Origin of the sequence: Mesorhizobium metallidurans STM 2683 (assembly GCF_000350085.1) — a bacterium.
GTDB lineage: Bacteria > Pseudomonadota > Alphaproteobacteria > Rhizobiales > Rhizobiaceae > Mesorhizobium > Mesorhizobium metallidurans.
Map to the genome: position 1 here is coordinate 1 of NZ_CAUM01000085.1, position 15,514 is coordinate 15,514.

Below are 15,514 nucleotides of genomic sequence, written 5' to 3' on the forward strand. Positions count from 1 at the left end.
TCAAATGCCAATGTGGCGAACGGCGCCGGGACGGAAGACGCCCGAGAAATTGGCGTCAATTGCCGTAGCGCGAGGCGATGTCGCGCGACAGCGTTTCGCCTTCCTTCATATAACGGCTGATGGCTTCCGTCGCCGACGCCGTGCATTGCGTGTAGGTGCCGCCGAAGGAGCGATAGCCGCGGTTGAAACTGGCGATGAAGCGGGCGCGCCGCTCCGGGTCGGGATTTTCCGAAGCCATCAGCTTCTCCATCTCGACGCGCCACTGGTCGCCTTTCTCGCCGCACAGATTGCGCAGGAAATGCAGCGAGCCAAGCACCTCCGCCAGCCGCATCAGCCCGGGCTCGAAAGGGGCTTCGGCACTGAACGCCGTCCGCGCGCCGACAGCCATGCTGGCGGCGAGGCAAGCTGCAAGGAACACCGAGGCGCGGGTCATAAGTCTATGTGGCCAAACATTTTGTCGCCCGCAAGGCGATTTTCTCGGGGTTATTCACCTGCATTCCCGAGCAATTCGTTGGCGACCGCAAATACCGAACCAGCGAGCGGCAGCGTTCTCATTTCGCTGAGCGTATAGAAGGCCGCGGTCTCGGCATCGTCGCTGGCCATCGCCTCGCCATCGGCATAGGTCGCGCCGAACACCGTCAGCCGGTAATCGACCGGATGGTTCTCGTCGCTTCCGTCGATGTGAATTTCGCGCAGCGGCCGATAGCCGTCCGCGCGCAGGGCGGTTTCCTCCAGCAATTCGCGGGCCGCCGCTTCCTCCAGCGTCTCGCCGGCTTCGACCTTGCCACCCGGGAAGGCGTAGAGGCCTTGCGAGGGCGGCCTGGCCCGCTTGACCAGCAGCACCGTGTTGCCACGCACGACGGCGACCGAGACTGCCGGAATGGTCCTGCGTGTTTCCATGAGTTCCCGCCTGATAGACATAGCCCGTTGTGGACCGGCCGTCGGTGAACAGCTTTAGCGGTTGCGAAAGGCGGGTTCCATCGCCACTTTCGCATGTCACCAGTTCGAAAGTTGATTTCATGTGCGGACGTTTTGCCCTGACCGCCACACCGGACCAGACCGCTGCCTTCCTCGGGCTGGCGGAACTGGAGGACTTTCCGGCCCGCTACAACATCGCGCCGACGCAGCCGGTGCTGATGGCGCTCGCCGGTCCGCCGCTTGCGCCGGGCTCGAACCTGCCTGACCGGCAAGCGATGCTGGTGCGCTGGGGTCTGATCCCCACCTGGGTGAAAGATACCAGGGAGTTTCCGCTGCTGTTCAACGCGTGCTCGGAAGGGGCGGTGGAAAAGGCCTCGTTCCGCGCCGCCATGCGCCACCGCCGCGCTCTGGTGCCGGCCTCGGGGTTCTACGAATGGCAGCAAACCGGTGGCAAGAGGGGGCAGCCCTATTGGATCAGGCCCAGGAATGGCGGGCTGGTCGCTTTTGCCGGGTTGATCGAGACCTATGCCGAACCGGGCGGCTCGGAAATGGACACCGGCGCCATCCTGACCGTCAACGCCAATGCCGACATCGCCCACATCCATGACCGGATGCCGGTGGTGGTCCATCCGCGGGATTTCGCCCGCTGGCTGGACTGCCGCACGCTCGAGCCGCGCGACCTCGCCGATCTGTTGCGGCCGGCACAACTTGATTTCTTCGAGGCCATCCCGGTTTCCGACCTCGTCAACAAGGTCGCCAACACCGGACCGGAGATTCAGGTGAGGGGCGTCGTCGGGCCGGAGTCCGAGAAGGTCAGGCGCCAGAAGCCCGGCGCGGACGACAGCCAGATGACCTTGTTCTAGCTGCTACTTTTTCTGGCACCTCTTTGGCGCCCTCATTGCCGGCGCATGGCGTCGGCTGGACGTCGCATCAGGCAGCGCGCGGCGATGTGATCTTTTGCGCCGGCTTTTTCTTCTTCGCGGTGTGGAGAAGGGCGGCGACGATTGCGGCCGGGCCGATCGCCCGGTACTGGCTGGCCAGCGTCGGTTGCTTGGCGCGGTTGGTTTCTTGGCTGGTTCGAGGCATTGTCTTCTCTTCCCTGGTAACGTCTTCGTGTCTGCGTTTGCTGGTCGAATCCGACCAAATCGTGACGTTTGGTGATCTAGCCGGCGAATGTTTCATGACTGTGCCGACATGTTTAATAAAATGTTTCAGCGCGTCATTACCTGTGATCCAGCGGCGTTTTGCTTGCTGTTGCGACTTGACGGCAACACCGGGTGAGGCGATAAAGCCGCCCATGAAAACGTCTTTCGCCATTTGTGGCATTTGCATTATTGGCTAGCCTCGCGCTGGTCTGGACGTTTTCGCCTCATCTTTCCCTAGAGTGGACAAACGCCCCGGCCAGCAGGCTGGAATCTGACTGGCGTCTCGGCGACGATGACTCCCAGCCCAAACAAAAGTACCGGACCGGGAAGGCACGAATGTCTGACGCATCGAAGGGCCTGCGCCTCTACAATACGCTGACGCGGACGAAGGAGGATTTTGTTCCGATCGATCCGCGCAATGTGCGCATGTATGTCTGCGGCCCGACGGTCTACGACTTCGCCCATATCGGCAATGCGCGGCCGGTGATCGTCTTCGATGTGCTGTTCCGTCTGTTGCGCCAACTCTACGGCGAAAAGCACGTCACGTATGTGCGCAACATCACGGATGTCGACGATAAGATCAACGACCGCGCCCTGCGTGATTTCGGCGCCGAGATCGCCTCGGGCAAGCTGTCGCTGAACGAGGCGATCCGAAGGGTAACCGAAAAGACCGCCGATCAGTTCCACAAGGATGTGGCGATGTTCGGCTGCCTCGAGCCGACGGTCGAGCCTCGCGCCACCGAATTCGTCGAACCCAGGCCCGACGGCAAGGCCGATATGATCTCCTTGATTCAACGCTTGATCGAACGCGGCCATGCCTATGTTGCGGCAGGCGAAGTTCTGTTCGACACCGCCTCGATGCCGGATTACGGGCAATTGTCGAAGCGCAATCTCGACGAACAGAAGGCTGGCGCCCGCGTTGCCGTCGACGCCCACAAGAAGAGCCCGCAGGATTTCGTGCTGTGGAAACTGTCTTCGCCGGAGGAGCCGGGCTGGGACAGTCCGTGGGGCAGGGGCCGTCCGGGCTGGCACATCGAGTGCTCGGCGATGTCTGCCGCCTATCTCGGCGAGGTCTTCGACATCCATGGCGGCGGTCTCGATTTGATCTTCCCGCACCACGAGAACGAGATTGCCCAGTCGCGCTGCGCCCATGGCACCGAAATGATGGCCAAGGTGTGGATGCACAACGGCTTCCTGCAGGTCGAGGGACAGAAGATGTCCAAGAGCCTGGGCAATTTCTATTCGATCAACGAGCTCTTGGAGACCGAAACTTTCGGCGGTCGCAAATGGCCGGGCGAGGTGCTCAGGCTGGCGATGCTGATGACGCATTATCGCGAGCCGATCGACTTTTCCGTGCGCAAGCTGGAAGAAGCGGAAAACACCCTGCGCAAATGGAAACGCGCCGCGGATCTGGCGCCGGTGGCAGCACGGCAATTGCCCGTGGCAGTGCTGGACGCCCTGTCGGATGATCTTGCCACCTATGCCGCGTTCCAGGTGCTGACGCAGCTTGCGGCTGAGGCGGCAGAGGGCAACGATGCCGCCGCTTCGGTGAAGGCGTCGCTATCGTTCCTCGGCTTCGACGTCGGCGCGGCCAAGGTTGACGAAGGCGAGATCGCCAGAGCCATCGCCAAGCGCCTGGAACTGATCGCCTCCAGGAACTGGGCCGAGGCCGACCGCATCCGCGATGAGCTTTTGGCGCAGGGCGTGCAGTTGAAGGACGGCAAGGATCCGGTCACCGGCGGACGCGTGACGACCTGGGAGGTCAAGCGGTGAGGGTGGCGCGAGACAGGCGATTGGCGAAAGCGCCGATGACAGCCAATCTCCCCCGCAAGGGGGGAGATCGGCTGTCACCGCGGTTCCCGCCAATCTGCAACGCGGGAGCGTTTGATGGGTCACGATCTCGTTCCATCACGTCAGCGCAAGAACGCAAAATCCATGCGTCGCGTGATGACCGACGCGGAGCTGAAACTCTGGAATGAGCTTCGCGCGCACCGGCTGATGGGGCTGAGCTTTCGCCGTCAGATGCCGATTGGACCGTACATCGTTGATTTTGCCTGCTCGACGCGCAGCTTGATCGTCGAGGTTGACGGCAGCCAGCACGCGGATCCCGAAAATGTCGAGCGTGACGAGGTACGAAGCGCCTACTTGAGGGCCAGCGGCTGGACCATCCTGCGCTTCTGGAACGACGACGTCATCCGCGATATCGACATGTCTGCCAGCACATTGTGATTAAGGCCGGTCTGACCGGTGCCGAAACGCCGGTTGGCGAACCAGCAAGGGAGGCAGTTCCATGATCGACCATCTCGGCATCACCGTTTCCGATTTCGACGCATCGAAGACATTCTACGACAAGGCGATGGCGCCGCTCGGCGCGTCGCTGCTCTATATGGTGCCCACGGAATATACGGGCGGCGCCAAGGTCGGCGGCTATGGCCGCGACAGGCCGGTGTTCTGGCTGAGTGCCGGCAAGGACAGACCGAGGGACCACCAGCACGTCGCTTTCACCGCGCGCAGCCGCGCCGAAGTCGATGCCTTCCACGCCGCGGCAATCGCTGCCGGCGGCAGCGACAATGGCGGACCGGGGCTGCGCCCGCACTACCATCCGAACTATTACGGCGCCTTCGTCTTCGATCCCGACGGCAACAATGTCGAGGCGGTCTGCCATGCTCCGGAGTGACGTGCGATGAGCCTCGACAACCGGCCGGTCTATACGGGTGGCTGCCAGTGCGGCGCCGTGCGCTTCCGCGTCGAGGGCCCGCTGGCTGACGCCTCTGTCTGCCATTGCCGCATGTGCCAGAAGGCAAGCGGCAATTTCTACCTGCCGCTGGTGTCCGTGGGTGGCGCCAAGCTCGACTGGACGCGCGGCGAGCCGAAGCGGTTCCGCTCTTCCAGCGCCGCCTGGCGCGGTTTTTGCGCCGATTGCGGCACGCCGCTGACCTTCGAGGCGCCCGACGGCGTCGCGCTTGCCATCGCCGCCTTCGACGACCCGACCGGGGTCGTGCCGACCATCCAGTGGGGCACCGAAGCAAAACTCGCCTATGTCGACCGCATCCACGAATTGCCGGGCGAGGACACCATGGCCGACATCTCATCGGCCCCCTATCTCGCCGAACTCGTCTCCTACCAGCATCCCGACCACGACACCGAACAATGGCCGCCAAAGGAAAGATCATGACCGAGAAAGTTCGAACCGGCGGCTGCCAGTGCGGCGCCGTGCGTTTCCGCATCAAGGGCGCGCTCGGCCGCCCCTCCATCTGCCATTGCCGCATGTGCCAGAAACAGTTCGGCTCCTTCTTCGGCGCGCTGGTGACGGTGCCGAAGGATGGCGTCGAGTGGACCCATGAGGAGCCGAGCTATTTCCAGTCGTCGGTCAATATCGATCGCGGCTTCTGCGCCCGCTGCGGCACGCCGCTGACCTATCGCCAGCCCGGCGGGCTCGAAATCGCCATCGGCGCCTTCGACGACCGCTCCGACCTCGCACCGCGGATCCAGGTCAATTACGCCGCCAGGCTGCCCTGGGTGGAGACGATCTTCGACGCGCCGGTCCATGACGATCCGGATTACTATGCGAGGCAGGAGCAGATCATCTCCTTCCAGCATCCCGATCACGAGACGGCCAACTGGCCGCAGCAGGGCCTGAAACTATGAGCCCGGAAGCTATGAGGGCGGAAGCTGTGAGCTCAGAATCCATGAACAATGAATTGCGAAGCCTCTATCCCGAGATCGAGGCCTTCGAGTCCGGCATGCTCGATGTCGGCGACGGCCATCAGGTCTATTGGGAGCGCTGCGGCACCAAAGGCGCCAAGCCGGCGGTGTTCCTATATGGCGGTCCGGGCGGCACCACCTCGCCAAAGCACCGGCGGCTGTTCGATCCGAAACTCTACGACGTCATCCTGTTCGACCAGCGCGGCTGCGGCAAGTCGACGCCCAACGCCTCGCTCGAGGCCAACACCACCTGGCACCTGGTCGCCGACATCGAGCGGCTGCGTCAGATGTGCGGCTTCGACAAATGGCTGGTCTTCGGCGGCTCGTGGGGCTCGACGCTGGCGCTCGCCTATGCTCAGACGCACCCCGACCGCGTCAGCGAACTGGTCGTGCGCGGCATCTACACGCTGACGCGCGCCGAGCTCGAATGGTATTATCAGTTCGGCGTCTCCGAGATGTTTCCCGACAAATGGGAGCGCTTCCTGGCGCCGATCCCGGTAGCCGAGCGCGGCGACATGATGACCGCCTACCGCAAGCGGCTGGTCGGCAGCGACCGCAAGGCGCAGATCGAGGCTGCCCGCGCCTGGAGCCTGTGGGAGGGTGAGACCATCACGCTGCTGCCGGACCCCGAAACCAGCGGCCCGTTCGGCGAGGACGACTACGCCGTCGCCTTCGCCCGTATCGAGAACCATTATTTCGTCCACGCCGGCTGGCTGGAGGAAGGGCAATTGCTGCGCGATGCGTACAAGCTCAGGGATATCCCCGGCACCATCATCCACGGCCGCTACGACATGCCGTGCCCGGCGCGCTACGCCTGGGCGCTGCACAAGGCCTGGCCAAAGGCGGACTTCCATTTGATCGAGGGCGCCGGCCATGCCTATTCCGAGCCCGGGATTCTCGACCGGCTGATCCGGGCGACGGATAAGTTTGCGGGGAAGGTCTAACCGATGCCGGCGCTTACCCCCCTCTGGCCTGCCCTCTTTGCCACCACTTGGCATCTCCCCCTCAAGGAGGGAGATTGGCAGTCGCCCGGGGTTTCGCAAATTTTTGGCGTCGCAGGTGATGGCGGGACATTCGAACTGCCGATTTCCCCCCTTGAGGGGGAGATGTCCGGTAGGACAGAGGGGGGCGTTCAAGCGCCCACAGGACGATGAAAAAGCAACACCTCTATCTCTTCGACACCACCCTGCGCGATGGCCAGCAGACACCGGGCATCGACTTTTCGGTCGAGGACAAGATCGCCATCGCCAAATTGCTCGATGAGTTCGGCATCGACTATGTCGAGGGCGGCTATCCCGGCGCCAACCCGACCGATACCGCGTTCTTCCAGAAGAAGCGCACGGCCAGCGCCAAATTCGTCGCTTTCGGCATGACCAAGCGGGCAGGCGTGTCGGCTTCCAACGATCCGGGCCTTGCCGCACTCGTCCGGTCGCAGTCGGACGCCATCTGCTTCGTCGCCAAGAGCTGGGACTACCATGTCCGTGTCGCGCTCGGCTGCACCAACGAGGAAAACCTCGACTCCATCAAGGTCTCGGTTGAAGCGGCGGTTGACGCTGGCAAGGAAGCGATGGTCGACTGCGAGCATTTCTTCGACGGCTTCAAGGCCAATGCCTCCTATGCGCTGGCCTGCGCAAAGACCGCCTTCGAGGCCGGCGCGCGCTGGGTGGTGCTGTGCGACACCAACGGCGGCACGCAGCCCTCGGAAGTCCGCGCCATCGTCGAGAAGGTCATTGCTTCGGGCATTCCAGGCGACCATCTCGGCATCCATGCCCATGACGACACCGGCCAGGCGGTGGCGAATTCGCTGGCCGCCGTCGAAGTCGGCGTGCGCCAGATCCAGGGCACGCTGAACGGCATCGGCGAGCGCTGCGGCAACGCCAACCTGATCTCGATCGTGCCGACGCTGGCGTTGAAGCCGGCTTTCGCCGACCGCTTCGAAACGGGCATTTCGGCCGAGGCGCTGAGCGGCATATCGCGGCTGTCGCGCGCGTTCGACGAATTGCTGAACCGCGCCCCGGAAGCGCAGGCGCCCTATGTCGGCGCCTCCGCCTTCGCCACCAAGGCCGGCATCCATGCTTCGGCGCTGGCCAAGGAGCCGGCGACCTATGAGCATGTGCCCCCCGAAGCCGTCGGCAACCGCCGCCGCGTCATGGTCTCCGACCAGGGCGGGAAGGCCAATTTCCTCGCCGAATTGAAGCGGCGCGGCATCGACGTGCCGAAGGACGACCATCGGCTCGACGCGCTGATATCAGTGGTCAAGGAACGCGAGGCCGAGGGCTACGCCTATGAAGGCGCCGACGCGTCTTTCGAGCTTTTGGCGCGCAAGATGCTGCACGGCCTGCCGGAGTTCTTCGCCGTCACCTCGTTCCGCTGCATGGTCGAGCGCCGCTTCGACGCCAACGGCAACCTGAAGACGGTCTCCGAGGCGATCGTCAAGGTGCTGGTCGACGGCGAGGAGAAGATGTCGGTGGCCGAAGGGCACGGCCCGGTCAACGCGCTCGACATCGCGCTACGCAAGGATCTCGGCAAGTACCAGAACGAGATCGCCGACCTCGAACTCGCCGACTTCAAGGTGCGTATCCTCAATGGCGGCACCGAGGCGATCACCCGCGTGCTGGTCGAGTCGCATGATGCCACCGGCGCCCGCTGGTGGACGGTCGGCGTCTCCGAAAACATCATCGACGCTTCGTTCCAGGCGCTGATGGATTCGATCGTCTACAAGTTGATGAAGAACCGTGATATGGCCGGGCTGGTGGCAGCCGAGTAGTCTTGAACCATCAGCGAAAGTCCATTGATCCATCAGTAATTTGCGATGGTCTTGGCAGGACGGCTGGCGCATAGCGTTGGGCCATGGCTACCGAAGCACTCTCCCTGGACGACGACTCCAAGGCCCGTCGCGGCTTTCTCCTGGCGCTGGGCGCCTATCTCCTGTGGGGGCTGCTGCCTTTCTATATGAAGGCGGTCGCGCATCTGCCGCTGGCGGAAGTCATTGCGCATCGCATCGTGTGGTCGGTGCCGATCGCCGCCGCCGTCCTTGTCTGGGCCGGCCGTACCGCGGACTTCAAGGCCGCAATCCGCTCGCCGCGCACCATCTCGATGGCGGCGTTGACGGCGGCGCTGATCTCGGTCAATTGGGGCATCTATGTCTGGGCGATCGCGGTCGACCGCACCATCGAGACCGCGCTCGGCTACTACATCAACCCGCTGGTCAGCGTTGTCGTCGGCGCGCTGCTGCTTGGTGAGCGGCTGAACAGACTGCAGATAGCAGCAGTGGTGCTGGCGGCAGTCGCGGTAGCGGTGCTGACCGTTGAGGCCGGCAAGCTGCCCTGGGTGTCGCTGGCGCTGGCCTTTTCCTTCGCCGCCTATGGCTTTTTCCGCAAGACGCTGCCGATCGGCCCGAGCCAGGGCTTTCTGCTCGAAGTGCTTTTGCTGTCGGTGCCGGCGCTGGCCTACATCGTCTTCCTGATCGCCAGCGGGCGGGATCATTTTACAACAGGCAATGCCGTCGACACCGCGCTGCTCATCGGCTGCGGCCCCGTCACCGCCGTGCCGCTGCTGTTGTTCGCGTTTGGCGCGAGGCTGCTGCGCCTCTCCACCATCGGCATCATGCAGTATATTGCGCCGACCATTGTTTTCCTGATCGCGGTGCTGATTTTCGGCGAACCCTTCGGCGGCACCCAGGCCATCGCCTTCGGCCTCATCTGGACGGCGCTGGCGATCTACTCCTGGTCGATGTTCACCTCGGCGAGAAAGGCTTGAACGCGACGCTTTAGAGGTTGCGGCCCAGCCGCGTAACGACGAAGAAAACCATGGCCGCCACCGCGAAGGAAAACAGGGTGACGATCCAGAAGCCGGAAGGCGTAGGAACGGCAGACCGCCGACATTCATGCCGAACAGGCCCGAGATGACGGTCATCGGCAGCAGCACCGCCGTCATCACCGAGAGCACGTAAAGCAAGCGGTTCGACTCCGTCGTCAGCTTGGCCATCAATTCGTCCTGCAACAGCCGGGCGCGCGCCTGCAATTGTTCGCCGTCGTGATAGAGCGTGTGCGCCCGGTGCGACAGCCGCGCCGCCATGTCGTTGATTGTGTCGGGCAGGTCGTTGCGATGCGAATGGTCGAGATGGCGGAACAGATTGCTCAGCGTCGCCATCTGCCGGTGGATCACCACCAGACGCCGGCGCGCGTCGACAAGCGCCTGCCGCGCATTGTGCCACGCGTCGCAGACGATACGGTCCTCGATGCCATCGAGCGTGTCGCCGAGGCCAGTGAGTTCCGCCACCATGCCATCGAACGACTGGCCAACGACGGCCTCGATCAGTTCGGCCGGCGAGCGGAACTTGCGCGATCCGTTCTCGATCGCCTTGCGGATATTGTCGACCGACTCCAGCGGCTGCTTGCGGGCGCCGACCAGCGTCGTGTCGTTGAGGGCGAAGCGGAAATGGCCAAGTCCGCCCGCTTCCGCCGAATAGTCGTGGCGCAGATCCGGCAGGTCGCCATAGAGCCAATCATCCTCGAGGTCGATGTGGCAGCCATGGCTGGCGGACAGGAAGGCCTCTCGCACGGGCGACGGCAAGGCCAGATCGGCGGCGATCTCGTGGCGAGCACGCATGTCGGGGGGCAGTAGGGCAGTAGGGCAGTAGGGCAGTAGGGCAGTAGGGCAGTAGGGCAGTAGGGCAGTAGGGCAGTAGGGCAGTAGGGCAGTAGGGCAGAGGTTCGAGCGCCCTTTAAACATATCGCCCTACTGCCCTACTGCCTTATTCCCCTACATTTTGTCGATCACCGATTGCACGCCCTCGGTTGGCGCATCGACCGAGGATCCCGCCACCATGATCGCGGCGACGATGGCTTCCGGGTCGTCGACCACCAGCGGCTTGACACGCTGGGCGGTATGGATGAAGCCTTCGGCCGACATGTGGTCGAGCAGCGAAAGCATCGGATCCCAGAACCCCTTGATGTTGGCGAAGACGATCGGCTTGCGGTGGTGGCCGAGCTGGCCCCAGGTCATGATCTCGACGATCTCCTCGACCGTGCCGATGCCGCCCGGCAGCGCCACAAAGGCGTCGGATTTTTCGAACATCCTGTGCTTGCGCTCGTGCATGTTGTCGGTGATCACGAGTTCATCGAGCCGGTCAAGCGCGGTTTCGGTTGCTTCCCTGTTGATCAGGAAGCGCGGGATGATGCCGGTCACCTTGCCGCCAGCCCGCAAGGCGCCGTCGGCGACGGCTCCCATGATGCCTTTGGTGCCGCCGCCATAGATCAGACGCAGGCCGGATCTGGCAATCGAGCGGCCAAGCAGGTGCCCGGCCTTGGCGTAGGTTTCATCGCGGCCCGGAGACGAGCCGCAATAGACGCAGACGGATCGAATCGTGTTCATGCCGATGATTGGTGATAGGGACGACAGACATGGTCAAGTCCGAGGAGCGCTTTTTCTTGTCGGTCCCTTTTCGTGTCGGCCCCTTTTTCTTGTCGGTATGGGCAAAACAGGCTAGACCGGCGTTAGGTGGCTAAGGGGCAAGGAACTATGGCAATTAATCCATTGAAGGCGTTTTTGTTCGCGGCGGGTGGGACCGTTGCGGCCGCAGGAACTGCCTATGTATCGGGCGCGCTCGACCCATATCTCAATCGCACGCCGCCGGCGGAAGTGGCGGCGCTGACGCCCCCAGCAACCACCGACGCGAAGACACCGGCCGCACCCGCGCCCGGCACCAACACGATGACGCCGGCTGCACCGGATGCGGCCGCACCAGCTGCATCCGCCGAGACTGGTCCGATCGCGCCGACCTTCGACATCGTGCGGGTCGAAGGCAACGGCTCCATCGTCATTGCCGGCAACGCGGCGCCCGGTGCCAAGGTCGAGGTTCTCAATGGTTCGACGGTTCTTGGCTCGACGGTCGCCGGTCCGGACGGCGCCTTTGCCATCGTTCTCGACGATCCGCTGAAGCCTGGCGACTATACGATCATGCTGCGCTCGACCGGCACTGCGGTGATCAACTCGGCGCAGACCGCTGTCGTCTCCATTCCCCAGAATCCGGCGGGCCAGGTGCTGGCCATGGTCGAGGAACCGGGCAAGCCGTCTGAACTGCTGACGGTTCCGGCACCCGAGACAAAGCCCGAAACACCGCCTGCCGGCGAGCAGGCGGCTGCTCCGGCGACGGAAGCGCCCGCCACCGCAGCGCCTGCTGCCCCGGCTGTGGCGGAAGCCGCGCCTGCGCCGCCTCCGGCAACGCCTCCGGCACTTGCCGCGGCGGCGGCCGAACCCAAGATCGTCGTCGAGGCAGTCGAGATCGACGGCAACAAGATCTTCGTCGCCGGCATCGCCGATCCCGGCCACAAGGTTCGCGCCTATGCCAACGACATCCTGCTTGGCGGCGCAAAAACCTCGCCCGATGGCCGTTTTCTGGTCGAGGCGACGCGCGACATTCCTGTCGGCGCCTACACCATCCGTGTCGATGCGCTCGACGCCGACGGGGTCAAGGTGGTGGCCCGCGCCGCCGTGCCGTTCGAGCGCGAGCCGGGTGAGGCGGTCGCCGCCGTGGCCAAGCCAGCTAAGCCGAAGCCGGCCGAGCCGACGGTCGCTGCCGCCGAAGCGCCGGCAACCCAGCCTGCCACGCCGCCAGCTGAAGTTCCCGAGACGGTGGCGCCCAAGCTCGAGCAAGCCGACAGCGCCGTCATCATCCGCCGCCGCGACACGCTGTGGCGGATTTCGCGGCGGGTCTATGGCCAGGGCATGCGCTATTCGACCATTTATCTCGCCAACCAGGATCAGATCGCCGATCCCGACCGCATCTGGCCGGGGCAGGTGTTCAAGGTTCCGCAAAAGTCGAAGGAAGGCGAACCCGCCAACCTCAAGGCGATGGGCGACCAGATGAAGACGGCCCCCACTAAGACTGAGTAGAAATCTTTTTCTTCTTTCCTTGGTCTTGCAGAAAGTTCGTTCATCGTCTATCGTCGATAAACGATGAATCTCCCCCTGACCGAGGCGCGGAACACCTGCGGCTCCGCCGACAGCCAGGTCGTTGCCACGAAGCTCGCCGCGCTTTCGCATCCGGCGCGCATCGAAATCCTCAAACATTTGTCGGCCAGCCGCTCGTGCTGCTGCCGGGAGGTTGTTGATCATCTCGACCTGGCTCAGTCCACCGTTTCCCAGCACCTGAAGATATTGGTCGATGCCGGTCTGGTCCGCTACGAGCCCGACCGCCAGCGCTCGCGCTATCAGGTCGACCGTGAAGCGCTCGCCGGTCTTTCAGCGTCGCTGACCACGCTCGTCAATTCCTGCTGCTCCGGCTGCTGAGAATAGGACAAGAAAATGGCCGATAAAACCGTCTCCGCCGAGTCCGGCTCGACCTTCGATACACTGCGCAATCTGTGGCCGTATATGTATCCGGCCGATCGCCCGGACCTGCGCTGGCGCGTAACCTGGGCGACCTTGCTGCTTGTCGTCGCCAAACTCGTGCTGGTCGCCGGACCGTACTTTTTCAAATGGGCAACCAATGCACTGGCGGGGCAAGGCGCTGCTCTGCCGCCGCTGCCGGCTTTCCTTCTGGCGCCGGTCGCTCTCGTGATCGCCTACAATTTTCTGCGTCTCGTCCAACTCGGCTTCAACCAGTTGCGCGACGCGCTGTTTGCCCGCGTTGGGCAGTATGCGGTGCGCCAGCTCGCTTTCCGCACCTTCGTCCACATGCATGAATTGTCGCTGCGCTTTCATCTCGAGCGCCGCACCGGCGGCCTGTCGAGGATCATCGAGCGCGGCACCAAGGGCATCGAGACGATCGTTCGCTTCATCATGCTCAACACGGCGCCGACCATTCTCGAATTCGCGCTGACAGCCGGGATATTCGCCTTCACCTATGGCTGGAAATACGTTGCCGTCGTTGCCGTGACCGTATGGGTCTATGTCTGGTTCACGGTGAAGGCGAGCGATTGGCGCATCACCATCCGCCGTGACATGAACGACAGCGACACCGACGCCAACACCAAGGCGATCGATTCGCTGCTGAATTTCGAAACCGTCAAATATTTCGGCAACGAGGCGATGGAGGCCGAGCGCTTCGACCGCTCGATGGCGCGCTACGAGATATCAGCGACCAGGATCTGGACCTCGCTTGGCTGGCTGAACTTCGGCCAGGGCATCATCTTCGGCCTCGGCACGGTCGTCGTCATGTGCATGTCGGCGCTGGAGGTGCAGGCCGGCACCCAGACGGTCGGCGACTTCGTCTTCATCAACGCCATGCTGATGCAGCTTTCGGTGCCGCTCAACTTCATCGGCTTCATCTATCGCGAAATCCGCCAAGGGTTGACCGACATCGAGCAGATGTTCGACCTGCTCGATGTCCGCCAGGAGATCGTCGACAAACCAGACGCCAAGCCGCTCGCCGTCTCGGCCGGCAAGATCGAATTCCGCGACGTGCATTTCTCCTACGATCCCAACCGCAAGATCCTGAAAGGCGTCAGCTTTGAAGTGCCGGCCGGCAAGACGGTCGCCATCGTCGGGCCATCGGGCGCCGGCAAGTCGACCATTTCGCGGCTGCTGTTCCGCTTCTACGACATTCAGGATGGCCAGGTGCTGATCGACGATCAGGATGTCAGGGACGTGACGCAGGAGAGCCTGCGCGCATCGATCGGCATGGTGCCGCAGGACACCGTGCTGTTCAACGACACCATCGCCTACAACATCCGCTACGGCCGCATCGACGCCAGCGAGGAAGACGTGCGCAAGGCGGCCGAGCTTGCCCAGATCGGGCCTTTCATTGAGCGGCTGCCCGACGGCTACCGTTCGATGGTCGGAGAGCGCGGACTGAAACTTTCCGGCGGCGAGAAGCAGCGTGTGGCGATCGCCCGCACCATCCTGAAGGCGCCGCCGATCCTGATCCTCGACGAGGCGACATCGGCGCTGGACAGCCACACCGAACAGGAAATCCAGGCCGCGCTCGATCTGGTCAGCCAGGGCCGCACCACCATCGTCATTGCCCATCGGCTGTCGACGGTGATCACGGCCGACGAGATCATCGTGCTCAAGGACGGCCAGATCGCCGAGCGCGGCACCCATGCCGATCTGCTGCGCAAGCACGGCCTCTACGCCTCGATGTGGGACCGCCAGCGCGAGGCGACCGAGGCCGAGGAGCGGCTGCGCATCGTCCGCGAGACCGACGAGCTGGGTGTGGTGGTGCGGCGGCGCACTACGGAGGTGAGTTGAGCCTCCCCTTCTCCCACAAGGAGGCCGAAATTCCCGCTTGACCTCAACTCAGGTTGAGATCGTACATCGCCGATCGAAGTGCGTGATGCGCCTATCGCTGACCATGATCGCGAACCGGTTCTAGAGATCATGGTCAATCAAGAGATCGGAGATAGTGGAAATGGATCAACTGAATCAAAAGCTTGGCAATGACAGCGTGTTCAGGGTCGACAAGTTCGTCGTCCCGGCCGAGGCACGCGAGGAGATACTGCGCAAGGTCAGGGCGACGCATGAATTGCTGCGCCTTCAGCAAGGCTTCGTGCAGGATTTCCTGCTCGAGCAATTCTCGGGGCCGGGCGAATTCAACCTCGTCACCATCGTCGAATGGGAGAACCAGGCAGCCATCGACAACGTCGTGCCGATCGTCAAGGCGGCGCATGAGCAGGCGGGCTTCAACCCGCAGGAGACGATCGCCCGGCTCGGTGTGCGGGCCGACATCGCCAACTATCAACGCTTGCCCGAGCTGTAGGAAGGTTAGCGCGCGCCTGGCGCCGGGTGGGCCAGCCTCTCCC

17 protein-coding genes and 1 pseudogene are annotated in these 15,514 nt (G+C 63.4%); 13 read left to right on the plus strand and 5 right to left on the minus strand.

The window, feature by feature from the left end; translation table 11 throughout:
• Positions 1 to 55: 55 nt before the first annotated feature.
• Together MESS2_RS13740 and MESS2_RS13745 are read right to left on the minus strand one after the other, a co-directional pair.
• Complete coding sequence (locus MESS2_RS13740; RefSeq protein WP_008874934.1) at positions 56 to 433, minus strand: TIGR02301 family protein; 378 nt, start codon at positions 431 to 433, stop codon at positions 56 to 58.
• A 50-nt stretch (positions 434 to 483) separates the two neighbouring features.
• Positions 484 to 900: an NUDIX hydrolase gene (locus MESS2_RS13745; RefSeq protein ID WP_008874935.1), complete on the minus strand. Its 417-nt coding sequence runs from the start codon at positions 898 to 900 to the stop codon at positions 484 to 486.
• 119 nt (positions 901 to 1,019) lie between these two features.
• Between MESS2_RS13745 and MESS2_RS13750 the strand changes: the two genes are divergently transcribed.
• Positions 1,020 to 1,781, plus strand: coding sequence for an SOS response-associated peptidase (locus MESS2_RS13750; protein WP_008874936.1), 762 nt, complete (start codon positions 1,020 to 1,022; stop codon positions 1,779 to 1,781).
• Between the two features lie 67 nt (positions 1,782 to 1,848).
• Here the strand turns inward: MESS2_RS13750 and MESS2_RS32720 are convergent, their stop codons facing one another.
• Positions 1,849 to 2,235 (minus strand): hypothetical protein, encoded by a 387-nt coding sequence (locus MESS2_RS32720; protein WP_040593028.1) that lies wholly within the window; start codon positions 2,233 to 2,235, stop codon positions 1,849 to 1,851.
• 164 nt (positions 2,236 to 2,399) lie between these two features.
• Here MESS2_RS32720 and cysS point away from each other — a divergent pair, with 164 nt between their 5' ends.
• The 8 genes from cysS (at position 2,400) to rarD (ending at position 9,527) form a co-directional block, all read left to right on the plus strand.
• Positions 2,400 to 3,836, plus strand: coding sequence for a cysteine--tRNA ligase (cysS, locus tag MESS2_RS13760; RefSeq protein ID WP_008874938.1), 1,437 nt, complete (start codon positions 2,400 to 2,402; stop codon positions 3,834 to 3,836).
• A gap of 114 nt (positions 3,837 to 3,950) precedes the next feature.
• Positions 3,951 to 4,292 (plus strand): endonuclease domain-containing protein, encoded by a 342-nt coding sequence (locus tag MESS2_RS13765; protein ID WP_008874939.1) that lies wholly within the window; start codon positions 3,951 to 3,953, stop codon positions 4,290 to 4,292.
• A 61-nt stretch (positions 4,293 to 4,353) separates the two neighbouring features.
• Positions 4,354 to 4,740: a VOC family protein gene (locus MESS2_RS13770; RefSeq protein WP_008874940.1), complete on the plus strand. Its 387-nt coding sequence runs from the start codon at positions 4,354 to 4,356 to the stop codon at positions 4,738 to 4,740.
• 6 nt (positions 4,741 to 4,746) lie between these two features.
• A complete protein-coding gene (locus MESS2_RS13775) occupies positions 4,747 to 5,238 on the plus strand; it encodes a GFA family protein (protein ID WP_008874941.1) in 492 nt (163 codons plus the stop codon).
• The gene (locus MESS2_RS13780; protein WP_083918508.1) at positions 5,235 to 5,711 is read left to right on the plus strand and encodes a GFA family protein; all 477 of its coding nucleotides are present in this window, start codon (positions 5,235 to 5,237) and stop codon (positions 5,709 to 5,711) included. The genes MESS2_RS13775 and MESS2_RS13780 overlap by 4 nt, the downstream gene beginning before the upstream one ends.
• 41 nt (positions 5,712 to 5,752) lie before the next feature.
• Positions 5,753 to 6,712: a prolyl aminopeptidase gene (gene pip, locus MESS2_RS13785; RefSeq protein ID WP_040593030.1), complete on the plus strand. Its 960-nt coding sequence runs from the start codon at positions 5,753 to 5,755 to the stop codon at positions 6,710 to 6,712.
• A gap of 206 nt (positions 6,713 to 6,918) precedes the next feature.
• Entirely contained in the window at positions 6,919 to 8,535 is a 1,617-nt protein-coding gene (gene cimA / locus MESS2_RS13790; RefSeq protein ID WP_008874945.1) for a citramalate synthase, read from the plus strand.
• Positions 8,536 to 8,618: 83 nt separating this feature from the next.
• A complete protein-coding gene (rarD, locus tag MESS2_RS13795) occupies positions 8,619 to 9,527 on the plus strand; it encodes an EamA family transporter RarD (RefSeq protein WP_008874947.1) in 909 nt (302 codons plus the stop codon).
• 159 nt (positions 9,528 to 9,686) lie between these two features.
• Here the strand turns inward: rarD and MESS2_RS31070 are convergent.
• Together MESS2_RS31070 and MESS2_RS13805 are read right to left on the minus strand one after the other, a co-directional pair.
• Positions 9,687 to 10,502, minus strand: a pseudogene (locus MESS2_RS31070) (CorA family divalent cation transporter); the annotation flags it as partial.
• A gap of 30 nt (positions 10,503 to 10,532) precedes the next feature.
• The gene (locus MESS2_RS13805) at positions 10,533 to 11,144 is read right to left on the minus strand and encodes an LOG family protein (protein WP_008874948.1); all 612 of its coding nucleotides are present in this window, start codon (positions 11,142 to 11,144) and stop codon (positions 10,533 to 10,535) included.
• Between the two features lie 147 nt (positions 11,145 to 11,291).
• Between MESS2_RS13805 and MESS2_RS13810 the strand changes: the two genes are divergently transcribed.
• The 4 genes from MESS2_RS13810 to MESS2_RS13825 all read left to right on the plus strand — a co-directional run bounded on the left by MESS2_RS13810 (position 11,292) and on the right by MESS2_RS13825 (position 15,471).
• Entirely contained in the window at positions 11,292 to 12,665 is a 1,374-nt protein-coding gene (locus MESS2_RS13810) for an Ig-like domain-containing protein (RefSeq protein WP_008874949.1), read from the plus strand.
• A gap of 63 nt (positions 12,666 to 12,728) precedes the next feature.
• Positions 12,729 to 13,061 carry an ArsR/SmtB family transcription factor gene (locus MESS2_RS13815; RefSeq protein ID WP_008874950.1) on the plus strand — a complete coding sequence of 111 codons (333 nt, stop codon included), beginning with the start codon at positions 12,729 to 12,731 and terminating at the stop codon, positions 13,059 to 13,061.
• Positions 13,062 to 13,076: 15 nt separating this feature from the next.
• Positions 13,077 to 14,963 carry an ABCB family ABC transporter ATP-binding protein/permease gene (locus tag MESS2_RS13820; protein WP_008874951.1) on the plus strand — a complete coding sequence of 629 codons (1,887 nt, stop codon included), beginning with the start codon at positions 13,077 to 13,079 and terminating at the stop codon, positions 14,961 to 14,963.
• Positions 14,964 to 15,123: 160 nt separating this feature from the next.
• Entirely contained in the window at positions 15,124 to 15,471 is a 348-nt protein-coding gene (locus MESS2_RS13825; protein ID WP_008874952.1) for an antibiotic biosynthesis monooxygenase, read from the plus strand.
• Positions 15,472 to 15,514 lie beyond the last annotated feature (43 nt).

Bases quoted from the DNA above. Each gene is read 5' to 3' on its own strand.
- MESS2_RS13740 (WP_008874934.1), bottom strand. From the start codon at position 433: ATGACCCGCGCCTCGGTGTTCCTTGCAGCTTGCCTCGCCGCCAGCATG.
- MESS2_RS13745 (WP_008874935.1), bottom strand. From the start codon at position 900: ATGGAAACACGCAGGACCATTCCGGCAGTCTCGGTCGCCGTCGTGCGT.
- MESS2_RS13750 (WP_008874936.1), top strand. From the start codon at position 1,020: ATGTGCGGACGTTTTGCCCTGACCGCCACACCGGACCAGACCGCTGCC.
- MESS2_RS32720 (WP_040593028.1), bottom strand. From the start codon at position 2,235: ATGGCGAAAGACGTTTTCATGGGCGGCTTTATCGCCTCACCCGGTGTT.
- cysS (WP_008874938.1), top strand. From the start codon at position 2,400: ATGTCTGACGCATCGAAGGGCCTGCGCCTCTACAATACGCTGACGCGG.
- MESS2_RS13765 (WP_008874939.1), top strand. From the start codon at position 3,951: ATGGGTCACGATCTCGTTCCATCACGTCAGCGCAAGAACGCAAAATCC.
- MESS2_RS13770 (WP_008874940.1), top strand. From the start codon at position 4,354: ATGATCGACCATCTCGGCATCACCGTTTCCGATTTCGACGCATCGAAG.
- MESS2_RS13775 (WP_008874941.1), top strand. From the start codon at position 4,747: ATGAGCCTCGACAACCGGCCGGTCTATACGGGTGGCTGCCAGTGCGGC.
- MESS2_RS13780 (WP_083918508.1), top strand. From the start codon at position 5,235: ATGACCGAGAAAGTTCGAACCGGCGGCTGCCAGTGCGGCGCCGTGCGT.
- pip (WP_040593030.1), top strand. From the start codon at position 5,753: ATGAACAATGAATTGCGAAGCCTCTATCCCGAGATCGAGGCCTTCGAG.
- cimA (WP_008874945.1), top strand. From the start codon at position 6,919: ATGAAAAAGCAACACCTCTATCTCTTCGACACCACCCTGCGCGATGGC.
- rarD (WP_008874947.1), top strand. From the start codon at position 8,619: ATGGCTACCGAAGCACTCTCCCTGGACGACGACTCCAAGGCCCGTCGC.
- MESS2_RS13805 (WP_008874948.1), bottom strand. From the start codon at position 11,144: ATGAACACGATTCGATCCGTCTGCGTCTATTGCGGCTCGTCTCCGGGC.
- MESS2_RS13810 (WP_008874949.1), top strand. From the start codon at position 11,292: ATGGCAATTAATCCATTGAAGGCGTTTTTGTTCGCGGCGGGTGGGACC.
- MESS2_RS13815 (WP_008874950.1), top strand. From the start codon at position 12,729: ATGAATCTCCCCCTGACCGAGGCGCGGAACACCTGCGGCTCCGCCGAC.
- MESS2_RS13820 (WP_008874951.1), top strand. From the start codon at position 13,077: ATGGCCGATAAAACCGTCTCCGCCGAGTCCGGCTCGACCTTCGATACA.
- MESS2_RS13825 (WP_008874952.1), top strand. From the start codon at position 15,124: ATGGATCAACTGAATCAAAAGCTTGGCAATGACAGCGTGTTCAGGGTC.